We start from the raw sequence: 14,516 nt of genomic DNA on the forward strand, positions 1-14,516 counted from the left end.
TTGGCCCCGCCCGCCGCTCGTGCCTTCCCGGCCCGGCAGTAACGGCGCGATGCGCGCCCACTGCGCGTCGGTCAACATGTACTCCATTCCCAAACATACTAGCCACTGTTAACACTTCCTAGCCGATTGTGGTACTTTTGCGTGCCAATGCCCGGATAGTACTAACTGTCTGAGCCCTGCTACATAACTCACCTCCTTTTCTGATGAGCCAGAAACTAATTGATTTTGAAAAACTGCAAGCCCACGCCAACGAGCTGAAGCAGCAGTGGAACGACCCCAAAAAGCCTTTTCATTATCTGGTCTACGATGGGTTTTTTCGCCCCGAAGCGGCCGAGCGGATCCTGGAAGCCTACCCCGATGTAACGACCGGCAACTGGGACGGCACCACCTACATCAACCAGAAAAATAAGTTTGCCCTCACCAAGTTCGGCGCCGACTACCCGCTGCTCCAGCAGGTATTCGACGAGTTCAACGGCGAGAAGTTCCTGCACATGGTGGAGGACATCACCGGCATTCCGGAGCTGCTCGGCGACGATGAGCTGTTCGGCGGCGGGCTGCACCAGTCCGTAACCGGCGCCTTCCTCGACGTGCACGTAGACTTCAACTACCACCAGACCACCAAGTACCACCGGCGCATGAACGCCATTGTGTACATGAACAAGGACTGGAAAGATGAGTATAACGGCCACCTTGAGCTGTGGGACATGAAGAAAAAGAAGCAGCTGGAAAACGTTGCTCCCGTCTTCAACCGCTGCGTGATTTTTGAAACCAACGAGGTATCGTTCCACGGCCACCCCAAGCCCCTGGCCGCGCCCGGCGGCCTCACCCGCAAGTCGCTGGCCGTATACTACTACACCAAAACGCGCCCCGCCAACGAAATTGCCGGGGAGCACAACACGGTGTACGTGAACACCGAAGGCACCGGTGGCCTGCTCAAAAACCTGAAGTCGGGTTTGAAAGCGGCTGTAGAGCGGGTGAAAAAATAACCGCTTGGCAAAAGCTCCCCCGTACCAAAAGCCCCGCGCCAGATCTGGCGCGGGGCTTTTTGCTTGAACTGGCTATACCGAAAGCTGCCCGGTGTAGTAGTGCTGAACGGCATTGAGTACGCGCTGCTGGTCGGCGGGGCGGAGCTCGTAGTAGAGCGGCAGGCGCACCAGCCGCTGGGCGTGGGCCAGGGCGTGGGGGAGGGGGCGGCCGTCGTGCCGGGCCTGGTAGTAGGGGCTGGCGTGCAGGGGCTGGTAGTGGGACACGGCCAGAATTTGGCGCTGCGCCAAGTGCCGGATGAGGCCGTCGCGCTCGGCTTGGTTGCGGCAAAGCAGGTAGAAGATATGGGCATTGTGCACGGCATAGTCGGGCACGGTAGGCAAGGCAAAATAACCCGCCGCGGCCAGCGTCTGCAGCCCCGCCCGGTAGTGCTGCCACTGCTGCTGCCGCCGCTCCTGAATGGCCTCCAGCCGCTCCAGCTGACCCCACAAGTAGGCTGCGTTCAACTCGGAGGGCAAAAATGACGAGCCGATATCTACCCATTGGTAGCGGGCCACCTGGCCCCGGAAAAAGGCCGCCCGGTTGGTGCCTTTTTCCCAGATGATTTCGGCCCGGGCCGCAAAATGCGGGTCGTTGATAGCCAGCAGGCCGCCTTCACCGGCAATGATGTTCTTGGTTTCGTGAAAGGAAAAGGCCGCTAAATGCCCCACCGCGCCCAGCGCCTGATCCTGGTAGCGGCTCTCAATGGCTTGGGCCGCATCTTCCACCACGTAAAAGCCGTGCTCCTGGGCCAGTTGCATGAGCGGCGCCATGTCGCAGGCTACGCCCGCGTAGTGCACCGGCACTACGGCCCGGGTGCGCGGCGTAATGAGTAGCGCTAATTGGGCCACGTCGAGGTTGGGGTGGTGGGCCAGGCTGTCGGCAAAGATAATTCTGGCCCCGCGCAGTAAGAAGGCGTTGGCGGTAGAAGTGAAAGTGAAGGACGGCATGATTACCTCGTCGCCGGGCTGAATGCCGAGGAGCAGGGCCGCCATTTCCAGCGCTGCCGTGCCGCTGGTAGTCAGCAAGGCTAGCGGCAGGCCGTAGCGGACTTGTAGAAAGCCTTGGCACTGCTGGGTAAAATAGCCGTTGCCGGACAGCTTGCCCTGGGTCAGCGCCTGCTGAATGTAGGTTAGCTCCTGGCCGGCCAGCAGCGGTTTGTTGAATGGAATGGCCACGTCTTGCATAAAGTCAGGTGGTGGCGGCTACCACATACAGGGGCCGATGGCGCACACTTTCGAAGATTTTGCCCACGTAGAGCCCTACTACACCCAGCACCAGAATGATCAAGCCCGAGAAAAAGCTGATGGCAATAAACAGGCTGATGTAGCCGGGCACCGTAATCTGGCCCAGGGCAAAGCGAATGAGGGTGATAACTCCCAGCAGGAAAGCGCTGCCCGAGAGCAACAGTCCTAGACAAGCCATCAGGCGTAAAGGTTTGTCGGACGAAGCCAGCATTATGTCGGTAGCCAAGCGCAGGCGACGAGTCAGGCTATAAGTACTTGGCCGACCTTCGGCGGCGTGCTGTACGGATAGGGTAATTTGCCGGAAACCTACCCAGCGCACCATGGTGGGGAAGTAGCGGATACTCTCGTGTAGTTGCAAAATGGCCTCGATCACGCGGTGATGGTAGATGCCGAAGTTTGCCACCGTAGGATCTTGGCAAGTGTCGGTTAGATAGGAGAGCACTGTGTAAAACCCACACGACAAGGTGCGTTTAAACCAAGAGTCCTGACGGGTAGTGCGACTGGCCAGCACCACGTCGTGACCCATTTGGGCGTGCTGATAAAGGGCTGGAATTTCCTCAGGGCGGTCCTGTAAGTCGCAATCCATTACTACTATCCACTCGCCCTGGGCCGCGTCGAGGCCGGCCGTAATAGCGTGGTGTTGACCAAAGTTGCGGCTCAGCCGAATTCCCCGGATGCGCGAGTCGTGGGCAGCGTAGCGTTGAATCAGGTCCCAACTCTCGTCGGGGCTGCCGTCATCAACTAGAATTATCTCGTAAGCAGTTGTCAATGGAGCCAGAGCTTTCGCGAGGCGTCCCAAGAGCTCGTCCAAGAGCTGATCGGCCTGGTACACTGGGCTTACAACGGAAAGCAGCAATTTGGTGTTGGGATGGGCCATTCAGTGGGCAGTGGGCAGCTACGATACGGAAGCAGGACACAGGAAGCTACCAGAAAAAAGGCGCCGTGAGTTTTCCAAAGGTAAGAAGAGCCTGACCTATATCAGGGAGAATAAAATGCCTGCCTGCTTCAACACACGCACTTGGACGCCACGCCTCTCAACAACCACCTTACTTTCTTGGTATAGAGCACAAAGCCCACTGCAGCGAAGAAGGCTGCCACTGGGTTGCTGGCAGCGACGCCAACAGTAGCATTCCGACTGGGCTACAGTAGGCATTTCGTCTCTAGCTATAAATGGTTAAATGCGCATCTTGGCCGGAGTTGGCGTACTTTTGCAGTTCATTTCGTATACGTCGGCCATTTGGCTGTTCTCTTACTATGCACATTCTGTTCCTAGTGCCGTATCCTCTCGGCAAAGCTCCTTCCCAGCGTTTCCGATTCGAGCAGTACATTAAGCTCCTAACCACGGAGGGGCACACCTACCAACTGGAGCCGTTTGTTTCCGAAGACACCTGGGCCATCCTCTACAAGTCCGGCCACACCCTGCGTAAAGCTCTGGGCATTGTTGGCGGTTTCCTACGGCGGTTTTTGCTACTCTCTGCAGTATCTCGCGCTGACTACGTTTTTATTCACCGCGAAGCCTCACCCATTGGGCCTCCTATCTTTGAGTGGATTATTGCTAAGTTATTTAGGAAGCGTATTATCTATGACTTTGATGATGCCATATGGATTCCTAACACTTCAGCAGCCAACAGCATTGTGGCCGGAGTAAAGTGGCACCACAAGGTGGGCAGTATCTGCCGTTGGGCTTATAAAGTGAGCTGCGGGAACACCTATCTGCGCGACTACGCCCGGCAATTCAACGCCAATGCTGTGGTAAACCCTACTACCATCGATACGGAGCATCTGCATAACCAAGTGCGCGACCAACAGCAATTTGGACCGTTGGTGATTGGCTGGACGGGTACGCACTCAACTCTAAAATACTTAGAACAGGTGGTGCCGGTTCTGGCCCGGTTGGAACGTGAGTTCGAGTTTGAATTTCGGGTAATTTCCAATAAACCTCCCCAACTGCCGTTGCGTAGCCTAGTATTTCAACCCTGGCGTAAGGAAACGGAAATAGCCGACCTACTAGGTTTCCACATTGGGCTGATGCCCTTGGAAGATGATTTATGGGCAAAAGGCAAATGCGCGTTCAAAGCCTTGCAATACATGGCTTTAGGTGAGCCTGCTCTGGTATCGCCGGTAGGAATGAATATAGATGTGGTGACTGATGGCCTAAATGGCTTTGTATGCGCTACTCCCCAAGAGTGGGAGGCTGCCCTGCGTAAGCTTTTGCAAAATGCCGCCCTGAGAACCGAACTGGGAGAGCAGGCCCGGCAAACCATCGTGAATCGCTATTCGGTAGTTGCCAACCGACCTACTTTTCTAGGATTATTTAGTTGAGACCTAGCACGACGTCTGGGTTTGCGACGGCTCTGGGTTGCTTTTTCCTGGAGCATATAAAGTCCTGCTAGGTAGAAAGGCATTAGAGGAATTTTGTATCGCACTAATGTGCCAAAATTACCGCTGTTGATACCAACCCCAATGGCGAAGACAGTAGCAAACAGGAAACTGAATAGGATAAGCGGAGTGCTAGCAATAATTCCTAATCCTTTTAATAAACCTGTTTTGTATAACAGAGAAACAGTTAACCAGATAAAAAGAGTGGCTTCCAGCGCTGAAAGTAACATAACGGGGTTACGAACCTCAAATAGAAACGGGCGAAAAATTGATACTACAACAGCCTGCGGTGCAGTTTTTAATAAAGAAGCGGTACTGCCATCGAACTCCCCAATATCATAAGCCGAACCACTGACGGCGAAATGAGTTAAGTATTCCTGGTTAATTTTGGTTCGCTCTCCAATTTTTTCTACATCATATCTCTCATCGCCAGCAGTAATTCCAGTGGCTCCAATGTAACCCGCACCTATTCCCAATAATAGAAAGAAAGGTTTAAGCGCTATACGCAGAGCGGCAGATTTAATGCGCTGATTATTCTCGTTAAATACCCATAGCAGAGCAGGTGGGGCGAATGAAAGTAAAATATAAATTTTTACCGATACAAGAACATATATGCCTAATGTACCCACCAGTGCGCCGGTTACAACGAATTTTCGCGCAATAAAAACGTGGTAGAAACCATAAAAAGTCCATCCTAGCGCACCAAGGCATAAGGAGTCTTTCATCAGGCCAGAACCCCAGAAAAATACGGAAGGTAGAAAGAAAACAGCAATGGCGAATTTTTTATAAGCCAAGGGATAAATACGCAGAAATGTAATATACATGGACCACATACCTGCGAAACTGAAGGCAGCGAAGCACAGGCTTATGATGGAATAAGTGTTGAAACAGATAAGGGAAAATACACTGCCTAATCTAACAACAAAATATTCGGTAGAAGCAGTGTACCAATACATTTGCCCGGTGTACCGTAGCATATCACCGTCCGGAACAACTGGTGCCTGCAGTAGCCGCAACCATATACTGAATGATTCAGATAGAGAGCTATGTAATATTTGGATATGACGAAAATAGTTAAAAGTGTCTCCTCCACCGTAATAAAACTGATAAACCAGTCCCAATGAAATAGCACCCAGAAATTTTACTGATAAGGCCGGAATAAAATATTTGCGGGTGAAGGCATTAGTAAACTGCTTGCGCACGGCAAAGGCTATGGCATAGAATACCCCCAGATACAGTGGGGTGAGAAACAGATCCTTCAGTTCCATGGCGGCGCAAGATTACTTTTTGGGCTTGGCTTTCAGGTAAGCCTTGGCTTCCTGATACTGCTCCGATTTTTTGTCGGATTTGTCCAGTACTACAGCATAGTGGCGTTGAGCGGCGGCGGCATCTTTGGCTTTATCGGCTAGGCGAGCCAAGCCTAGGTTGGCAAACACGTAAAAGCCATACTTGGTTTCTCCGTTTTGCTCAGCGAATACGATGCAACGCTGGTAATACTCTTTAGCCTTCTTGGCATCCTTGTAGCGAGTCTGCATAAGGTAGCCTAAGAAAAAAGTAGCGTACCGGCCACTATTTGCTTCGTAGCCGGGTAGGCCACGATTAAGCTTGTCCAGAATATCCCGGCTGACCCGCTCACACTCCCGAAGCTCGCCCTGCCGGAAGCAGATGTTGGCGTAGATGCGTTGGAAGTACCCGTTGTCGGGGTAGGTGGTGGCAAGGTAACGCGCTAAAGGCATGGCCTGCTCGGGTTTGTCTTCCTCGTTCAGCAAAATCCGCATAAGGAAGACGCGCGCTTCCGGGCCCACATAAAACCCATTGTCGGCCACGTTGCGCAGCTGTTGCAGGCCCAGCTGCTTGTTGCCTTTCGGGAAAAACAGCAGCACCGGCTTGAGTAGCGGGTAGTTATCCGGAATCCAGACGGCGTAGTAGTTGAACAGCGCCTGCCCGAAGAGAAATTCAGGGCTCAGGCCGTTAGCTTCCTTGCTTTTGTCGAGGTAATCCAGGGCGCGCTTGGCACTGACGGTGGCTTTGCGCCAATCGTGCCGCTCGGCGTGCAGGCGGCCATCGAAGCCGTAGCCGGCCGCCAGGAAAAAACAGGCCTCGTAATTTTTAGTATCGGCCTTGTACATGGCTTCCCCCTTGGCAATGGTGGTATCCATGTAGGCAAAAAACTGCTTGTCGTAGAGCGTGGTTTGAATGCCGGAAGGCATGATTTTCCACCAGGTGCTCAGCCCCAGCAGGAAATAGGGCATGGGGTGGTTGGGGTAGCGACGGCGTAGGCTCCGGAACTGCCGCTCAGCCTTGTCATACTTGAAATTGTAGAGGTTGAATACCGCTCCTTCTAATTCCGTCTGAATATCCTTATCCAGCAGCAGCCAGCTTTTGGTATCAACGGCGGCGGGGGCTACATCTACGTTTTCCAAGCGCACCTGCTGCACCGTATCCGGTAGGGCAGGGGGGCGAGTAGTATCCGGCTGCTGCGCCCACGCTACCAGTGGCAGCCCAAGAATCAGCAATAGGATAAATTGAAAACGTGGAAGCATAGGTACACACTAATTGCGGTTTCACACACTGACTATGGCCTGCTCTACACCGCCCATTCAAGAGGCTAAAGTAGAACATTTGTCCTAGTTTTGGACAAATAATATACGCTATATGCAGCTTTTACAAGCACTTTGCCAGATTCATGCACCCTCCGGCAATGAAGCACTCCTGACAGAATACCTACTCCACTACATTCAGCAGCGCCAGCAGCAGTGGCGCATTCAGCCAACCGTGCTGGCGGGGGGAGAGTTCCAGGATTGCATTATTCTAGTATTTGGAAAGCCTCGTACGGCTGTGTTTGCCCACCTTGATAGTATAGGATTTACTGTGCGCTACGGCCGGGAATTGGTACGTATTGGTGGGCCCAATGCGGCAACCGGCTACCAACTGGTTGGCCGAGATGCGCAAGGGGACATTGCCTGTACAGTAGTGGTGGACGAGGATACCAAGGCGCTCAGCTACGACTATCATCGGGAAATTGAGCGCGGAACAGAGCTTACCTTCCGCTGCGACTTCCGGGAAACAGCTACTACAGTGCAAAGCTGCTACCTGGACAACCGCCTGGGCGTGTGGAATGCCTTGCGCCTTTGCGAAACGCTGGAAAACGGGGTTGTGGTGTTTAGCTGCTGGGAAGAGCACGGCGGCGGCTCAGTAGCCTACCTGGCCAAGTATATCTATGAGCACTACGGCGTGCGCCAGGCCCTGATTTCGGACATCACTTGGGTAACGGAAGGCGTACATCCGGGCCAGGGCGTGGTCATTTCCCTCCGCGACTCCCTGATTCCGCGCCGCAGCTACGTGGAGGGTATCCGGCGCATTGCCGAGGCCGCCGACGTACCACACCAACTGGAGGTAGAAGGCAGCGGCGGCTCCGACGCGAAAGAACTGCAACACGGTGCTCAGCCCTGGGACTGGTGCTTCATTGGAGCCCCCGAAGACAACGTGCACACGCCCGATGAAATCGTAGATAAGCGCGACATAGAAAGCATGTTGGCGTTGTACCAGGTGCTGATGCGCGAGTTGTAGAGGGAGCTACATGAGCAGTGTGCAGAGCGGATGGTTTCAGGGCTATTCCGGAATCAGCCGCTCTGCGTGTACCGGGTTAGTATGAAACGGCTGGTTATTAGGGAATAAACTCTATTTTACTCGCCCAATCGTTCTTTTCTCTTCCAACCCTAACTCCCTGTTCCCACCGTTTATGACGAACATTCTCTACGTAGTGCCGGCCTTGGGTGTGCTGGCGTTGCTCTACACCTGGCTGCGCGCGGGCTGGGTGAGTCGGCAGGATGCCGGTGACGAGCGGATGCGCACCATTGCCGGCTACATTGCCGATGGGGCCATTGCCTTCCTGCGGGCCGAATATAAGGTGCTGGCCATTTTTGGCTTGATAGCCAGTGCGTTTCTGTTCTACCTGGGTAGCACCGGCGAGAAGTCCAGTCCGGTTATCGTCATTGCCTTCCTGATTGGGGCGGTGTTTTCGGCGTTGGCGGGCTTCATCGGAATGAAGATTGCCACCAAAGCCAACGTGCGCACGGCCCAGGCGGCCCGCACTTCCCTGAGCCGGGCCCTCAACGTGTCGTTTTCCGGGGGCTCGGTGATGGGCATGGGCGTGGCAGGGCTGGCGGTACTGGGGCTGGGCTCATTGTTCTTGGTGTTCTACCAGATGTTTGTGGTCAGCCAGAACGGCTCGGCCAACGGCATTGAAATGGAAACGGCCCTGGAGGTGCTCACTGGCTTTTCGCTGGGAGCTGAAAGCATTGCCCTGTTTGCCCGCGTGGGCGGCGGCATCTACACCAAAGCCGCCGACGTGGGCGCCGACCTGGTGGGCAAAGTGGAAGCCGGCATTCCGGAAGACGACCCCCGCAACCCCGCCACCATTGCCGATAACGTGGGCGACAACGTGGGCGACGTAGCCGGCATGGGTGCCGACCTGTTCGGCTCCTACGTGGCCACCATTCTGGCTACCATGGTGCTGGGCCGGGAGGTAGTGGCCCGCGGCGACCAGTTTCAGGGCCTCTCGCCCATCCTGTTACCGATGGCCATTGCAGGTATGGGTATTGTGGCCTCGCTTATCGGAATTCTGTGCGTGCGGGTGAAGGAGGGCGGCAACGTGCAGAGCGCGCTCAACTTGGGCAACTACGTGTCGGTGCTGGTGTCGGCGGCGGCTTCGTTCTTCATTATCCGCTGGATGCTACCGGCTGAAGACCTCACCATTCGGGGTATCACCTTCAACTCCATGAACGTGTTTTATGCCGTGCTGGTGGGCCTCGTGGTGGGTACGCTGATGAGCATCATCACCGAGTACTATACAGCCATGGGTAAGCGGCCGGTGCTCAGTATCGTGCGCCAGAGCAGCACGGGCCACGCCACCACCGTTATCGGCGGGTTGGCTGTGGGTATGGAAAGCACCGTGCTGCCCATCATCGTACTGGCGGCAGGCATCATCCTCAGCTTTGAGTGCGCCGGCCTCTACGGCGTGGCCATTGCGGCGGCCGGTATGATGGCCACCACTGCTATGCAGCTCGCCATTGATGCCTTTGGGCCCATTGCCGACAATGCCGGCGGTATTGCCGAAATGAGCGAATTGCCCAAGGAAGTGCGCGAGCGGACCGATATTCTGGATGCCGTGGGTAATACCACGGCTGCTACCGGCAAAGGCTTCGCCATTGCCTCGGCCGCGCTTACGTCGCTGGCGTTGTTTGCGGCCTTCATGGGCACGGCCAACATCAGCGCCATTGATATCAGCAACGCCCGCGTGCTGGCCGGCCTGTTCGTGGGGGCCATGATTCCGTTCATCTTCTCCGCGCTGGCCATTGCGGCCGTGGGGCGGGCGGCCATGGCCATGGTGCAGGAAGTACGCCGCCAGTTCCGCGAAATTCCGGGCATTATGGAAGGCACCGGCCGGCCCGAGTACGAGAAGTGCGTGGCCATTTCCACCCAGGCCGCCATCCGGGAAATGATGCTGCCGGGCGCCATTGCCCTGTTGGTGCCGGTTGTGGTCGGCTTCACCTTCGGGCCGGAAGTGCTGGGCGGGACGCTGGCTGGGGTAACCGTGTCGGGGGTGCTCATGGCCATGTTCCAGAGCAACGCCGGCGGGGCCTGGGACAACGCCAAGAAGTCGTTTGAAAAAGGCGTGCAGATTGATGGCGAAACGCATTACAAAGGCTCGGAGGCTCACAAAGCCTCCGTTACGGGCGACACGGTAGGGGACCCGTTCAAGGATACTTCCGGCCCCAGCATGAACATCCTGATCAAGCTTATGAGCATTGTGTCCCTGGTTATTGCGCCCCACATTGCCGCGCCTGAGCGGGGTATGGCCGGGCACCAGGAGCCGCAGTGGCAGCCCAAAACGGAGGAGGCCGTGCGCCCCAAGGTGAAATACGCCGATGTAACCGAGCGGGCCACGCAGGCCGTGCAGGTGCTGCTGGGGAAATGAGTTAGTAGTTGTTTGTTAGCAGTTGTCAGTTGTTAGATGGATGCCTTTAGGAATTCAGAACAAATAGTGAGCAACGAGCAACTGCCAACTCACAACGAACAACTGCCAACTGAAGAAGCCGCTTCCTACCCAGGGGGCGGCTTTTTTCTGCTACCTTTGCCCGCCCGCTCACCCACGGCCTAACCCCAAACGGATGACCCCGGACCATATTTCGCTGCACAACAAACAGTTTGAACCGTATCTATCAGCTGTGGAGCTTCAGGCCGCCATCAAGCAGGTAGCCACGCAACTCAACCAAGACTATGCCGGTCAGCCGGTGATATTTGTGGTGGTGTTGAACGGCTCCTTCATGTTTGCCGCCGATTTATTGAAGGAAATAAGCGTGCCTTGTGAAGTCTGCTTTATCCGGGTGGCCTCGTACCAGGGCACCAGCAGTAGCGGTGAGGTAAAGGAAGTGCTGGGCCTCACCGAAGACCTGCGGGGCCGCCACGTAGTCATTGTGGAGGACATTGTGGATACCGGCCACACCATGCGCATGCTGCTCGATACGCTGGGCGGCCAGCAGCCCGCTTCCCTGGAAGTGGCCACGCTGTTCCTGAAGCCCGAGTGCCTGCAGCAGGAACTGTCGCTCCGCTACGTGGGCCTGAGCATTCCCAATGACTTTATTGTAGGCTACGGCCTCGATTTCGACGGGCTGGGCCGCAATTATCCCAACGTGTACAAGGCAGTGTAGCCCCGGCGGCCAGCTATAATTCGCTGGTTCGCGTAAAGGCTTTCCCATTCCTTGCTTATCTTTCCCAAACCCACCCGTTTCCCCTTCCCCGCGTAACTCCCCGCTACTCATGCTGAATCTCGTGCTCTTCGGCCCGCCCGGCGCCGGCAAAGGAACGCAAAGCCAGAAGCTCATTGCCCGCTACAATCTGGTGCATCTTTCCACTGGCGACCTGCTGCGCGCCCAGATTTCGCAGGGTACCGAGCTGGGCCTGCGCGCCAAAAAACTCATGGACGAAGGCCTGCTGGTGCCCGATGAGGTGGTAATCGGCATGATTGGCTCGGCGCTGAAAGACAACAAACAGGCTTCCGGCTTCATTTTCGACGGTTTCCCGCGCACCGTGCCCCAGGCCGAAAGCCTCGACCGGCTGCTGGCCGAGCACGAAACCAAGGTGTCGTGCATGGTGGCCTTGGAAGTAGCCGAGGAAGAGCTGGTGAAGCGCCTGCTGGAGCGCGGCAAAACCTCCGGCCGCCCCGACGACCAGAACGAAGACAAAATTCGTAAGCGCGTGACGGTGTACAACACCGAAACCGCCCAAGTAGCCGGTTACTACGCCAATCAGCAGAAATTTCACGCTCTAAACGGTATTGGTGCCATCGAAGACATCTTCGGCCAGATCTGCACCATTCTGGATGAGCACCAGCCTGCCACCACGGAAGGCAGCCGCCAAGCAACCGACGAAGTAAAAGCGTAACTTTGCCGCTGCTACCCGCCTGGGTAGTGGCAGAATCCATCTGTCATCCTGAGCGCAGCGAAGGATCTTATCCCATCTGAGCGAGTCGTACCAACGATTATCGCTCAACCGGCATAAGGTCCTTCGCTGCGCTCAGGATGACAGCTGTTTTTCAGACAACCCCATTAAGAAGCAGGAACAAGGAGCAATTCTTAATTCTCAATTCTTAATTCTTAATTCAACACGCAGTGGCTTCCAACAACTTCATCGACTACGTTAAAATCAATTGCCGCTCGGGCAAGGGCGGGGCGGGTTCGCACCACTTTTTCCGGGCCAAGGGCCTGCCCAACGGCGGCCCCGATGGTGGCGACGGTGGCCGGGGCGGCCACATCATTCTGGAAGGCAGCACCCAGCTCTGGACGCTACTGCACCTCCAGTACCAGAAGCATTTGATTGCCCAGGCCGGCGAAAACGGCGGCGAAAACCTGCGCTCCGGTAAGCAGGGCGACGATATCATCATTCAGGTGCCTTTGGGCACGGTAGCCCGCGACGCGGAAACCGGCGAGAAAAAGCTGGAAATAACCGAGGAAGGTCAGCGCCTGATTCTGACGCCCGGCGGCCGGGGCGGCCTTGGCAACGACCACTTCAAATCGGCCACCAACCAGGCCCCGCAGTATGCCCAGCCCGGCGAGCCGGGCATTGACGAGTGGGTGATTCTGGAGCTGAAGCTGCTGGCCGACGTGGGTCTGGTGGGCTTCCCGAACGCGGGCAAAAGCACGCTGCTCTCGGTGGTATCGGCCGCCAAGCCCAAAATTGCCGACTACGCCTTCACCACCCTCACGCCCAACCTGGGCGTAGTGGCCTACCGCGACTACAAATCCTTCGTGATGGCCGATATTCCGGGTATCATTGAGGGGGCGGCCGAGGGCAAAGGGCTGGGCACCCGCTTCCTGCGCCACATCGAGCGGAACTCCATCCTGCTGTTCATGATCAGCTGCGACTCGCCCGACATCAACGCCGAGTACGGCGTGCTGCTCAACGAGCTGGAGCAGTTCAACCCCGAGCTGCTGGAGAAGCGCCGCCTGCTGGCCGTTACCAAATCCGACATGCTGGATGAGGAGCTGGAAGCCGAAATCCGGGCCTCACTGCCCACGGACCTGCCCACGGTGTTCATTTCCAGCCTCGCCAACAAGAACATCCAGAAGCTGAAAGACCTGATCTGGGAGGCGCTGCACACGCAGGGGTAATAATGGGCAGGTCGTAACTAGGTTTACAACTGAGATGCAGTCATACGGAAGCATCTTGGCTGTAGATAAGCTGAGTAAGTCGCACGTCGCCGGGTTTTTCTGACCAACCTAGGATTTGCGCTTCGATGCGGGAGCCTGTGGCTGGGTATTGATCCGGATGGCTAAGTGGGTGAAATGGTTCTGCAGATGGTTCTGCCTGGGTGTAAGGCATATGAATTATTTCTAGCAGGGCCTTCACTTCAGGAAACTCATCAACCTCTACAAAAACGCCGAAACGCGCCACATGTACAACGATGCCGTGCATGGTGGTGCCGAATGGAAATCTTTGAGCTAGTTCATCCCATTGCGCTTGCGAAAAAGAGAGAGGCATATAGCAAAATGGCAAGTCAGCTGCCAAGATATTACCATGGTCATGAATGAACTAACGGTAGCTCGTTTATAGTTTTCCGTGCCAAACTGACAGCCGCTGTGCCTTTGGCAAACTCCTTGCGCCCTGTTGCTGGCCCAACGGCAAATCCCGTGAAAAACCCATTCCGACGAATATTTAACAAGATGGCTGACGATAACAACCTGCCCCAGGACGACAACCTGTCGGTAGATGCCGACCTCACGGCTGGCGAAACGACCGAAGAAACCACTGCCACCGCTGAAACCTCGGAAGGTGCCGCCGGCTCCAAAACCGAAGCCGAACTGGCTGACCTGAAGGACAAGTACCTGCGTCTGGCCGCCGAGTTTGAAAACTACAAGCGTCGTACCACCAAGGAGCGCGCCGACCTGTTCAAAACTGCCAACCAGGAGCTCATGGTGGCTTTGCTCCCGGTTCTCGATGACTTTGACCGCGCCCGTCACCACACCAAGGATACCGAAGATGCCGGGGCCGTGCGCGAGAGTGTGGACATCATCTACAACAAGCTTAGTAAAACCCTCAGCCAGAAAGGACTGGTGACGATGGACGCCAAAGGCGGCGACTTCGACCCCGAGCTGCATGAGGCCATCACCCAGATTCCGGCCCCATCGGAAGATCTGAAAGGCAAGATTGTGGACGAAGTGGAGCGCGGCTACTACCTCGGCGACAAGGTAATTCGCCACGCGAAAGTGGTGCTGGGCCAGTAACCGAAACCAGAACGTCATCCTGAGCGGAGCGAAGGACCTTCTGCCAGTTGAACGACCACTAAGAAGATTTACCTGTTGTGGG

At 55.8% G+C, this 14,516-nt stretch carries 13 protein-coding genes; 8 read left to right on the forward strand and 5 right to left on the reverse strand.

The features are described from left to right. The first annotated feature begins 203 nt into the window (after nucleotides 1-203). Nucleotides 204-986, forward strand: coding sequence for a 2OG-Fe(II) oxygenase (locus tag ROI90_RS14645; RefSeq protein ID WP_315999100.1), 783 nt, complete (start codon nucleotides 204-206; stop codon nucleotides 984-986). 72 nt (nucleotides 987-1,058) lie between these two features. On the opposite strand, the gene rffA is transcribed toward ROI90_RS14645, so the two are convergent. Then, on the reverse strand, nucleotides 1,059-2,210 hold the full coding sequence (gene rffA, locus ROI90_RS14650; protein ID WP_315999101.1) for a dTDP-4-amino-4,6-dideoxygalactose transaminase: 1,152 nt from the start codon (nucleotides 2,208-2,210) through the stop codon (nucleotides 1,059-1,061). Nucleotides 2,211-2,214: 4 nt separating this feature from the next. After that, on the reverse strand, nucleotides 2,215-3,147 hold the full coding sequence (locus ROI90_RS14655; RefSeq protein WP_315999102.1) for a glycosyltransferase family 2 protein: 933 nt from the start codon (nucleotides 3,145-3,147) through the stop codon (nucleotides 2,215-2,217). Nucleotides 3,148-3,524: 377 nt separating this feature from the next. Here ROI90_RS14655 and ROI90_RS14660 point away from each other — a divergent pair, with 377 nt between their 5' ends. Beyond that, nucleotides 3,525-4,592, forward strand: coding sequence for a glycosyltransferase family 4 protein (locus ROI90_RS14660; protein ID WP_315999103.1), 1,068 nt, complete (start codon nucleotides 3,525-3,527; stop codon nucleotides 4,590-4,592). On the opposite strand, the gene ROI90_RS14665 is transcribed toward ROI90_RS14660, so the two are convergent. Together ROI90_RS14665 and ROI90_RS14670 are read right to left on the reverse strand one after the other, a co-directional pair. Next, nucleotides 4,544-5,917, reverse strand: a complete 1,374-nt coding sequence (locus ROI90_RS14665; RefSeq protein WP_315999104.1) for a hypothetical protein — start codon at nucleotides 5,915-5,917, stop codon at nucleotides 4,544-4,546. The genes ROI90_RS14660 and ROI90_RS14665 overlap by 49 nt on opposite strands. Before the next feature lie 12 nt (nucleotides 5,918-5,929). After that, complete coding sequence (locus ROI90_RS14670) at nucleotides 5,930-7,192, reverse strand: tol-pal system protein YbgF (RefSeq protein WP_315999105.1); 1,263 nt, start codon at nucleotides 7,190-7,192, stop codon at nucleotides 5,930-5,932. 112 nt (nucleotides 7,193-7,304) lie between these two features. Here ROI90_RS14670 and ROI90_RS14675 point away from each other — a divergent pair, with 112 nt between their 5' ends. The 5 genes from ROI90_RS14675 (at nucleotide 7,305) to obgE (ending at nucleotide 13,321) form a co-directional block, all read left to right on the forward strand. Beyond that, nucleotides 7,305-8,219: a M20/M25/M40 family metallo-hydrolase gene (locus tag ROI90_RS14675; RefSeq protein ID WP_315999106.1), complete on the forward strand. Its 915-nt coding sequence runs from the start codon at nucleotides 7,305-7,307 to the stop codon at nucleotides 8,217-8,219. A 172-nt stretch (nucleotides 8,220-8,391) separates the two neighbouring features. Beyond that, nucleotides 8,392-10,629 carry a sodium-translocating pyrophosphatase gene (locus ROI90_RS14680; RefSeq protein ID WP_315999107.1) on the forward strand — a complete coding sequence of 746 codons (2,238 nt, stop codon included), beginning with the start codon at nucleotides 8,392-8,394 and terminating at the stop codon, nucleotides 10,627-10,629. 250 nt (nucleotides 10,630-10,879) lie between these two features. After that, nucleotides 10,880-11,362: a hypoxanthine phosphoribosyltransferase gene (hpt, locus tag ROI90_RS14685; RefSeq protein WP_315999108.1), complete on the forward strand. Its 483-nt coding sequence runs from the start codon at nucleotides 10,880-10,882 to the stop codon at nucleotides 11,360-11,362. 109 nt (nucleotides 11,363-11,471) lie between these two features. Then, nucleotides 11,472-12,095 carry an adenylate kinase gene (locus ROI90_RS14690; protein WP_315999109.1) on the forward strand — a complete coding sequence of 208 codons (624 nt, stop codon included), beginning with the start codon at nucleotides 11,472-11,474 and terminating at the stop codon, nucleotides 12,093-12,095. 227 nt (nucleotides 12,096-12,322) lie between these two features. Continuing rightward, nucleotides 12,323-13,321 (forward strand): GTPase ObgE, encoded by a 999-nt coding sequence (gene obgE, locus ROI90_RS14695; protein WP_315999110.1) that lies wholly within the window; start codon nucleotides 12,323-12,325, stop codon nucleotides 13,319-13,321. Between the two features lie 40 nt (nucleotides 13,322-13,361). On the opposite strand, the gene ROI90_RS14700 is transcribed toward obgE, so the two are convergent. Next, nucleotides 13,362-13,691 carry a S1 RNA-binding domain-containing protein gene (locus tag ROI90_RS14700; RefSeq protein WP_315999111.1) on the reverse strand — a complete coding sequence of 110 codons (330 nt, stop codon included), beginning with the start codon at nucleotides 13,689-13,691 and terminating at the stop codon, nucleotides 13,362-13,364. A gap of 182 nt (nucleotides 13,692-13,873) precedes the next feature. On the opposite strand from ROI90_RS14700, the gene ROI90_RS14705 reads away from it, so the two are divergent. Next, entirely contained in the window at nucleotides 13,874-14,434 is a 561-nt protein-coding gene (locus ROI90_RS14705; RefSeq protein WP_315999112.1) for a nucleotide exchange factor GrpE, read from the forward strand. Nucleotides 14,435-14,516: the final 82 nt, after the last annotated feature.

It is taken from the genome of Hymenobacter endophyticus, from assembly GCF_032464715.1.
Classification (GTDB): domain Bacteria; phylum Bacteroidota; class Bacteroidia; order Cytophagales; family Hymenobacteraceae; genus Hymenobacter; species Hymenobacter endophyticus.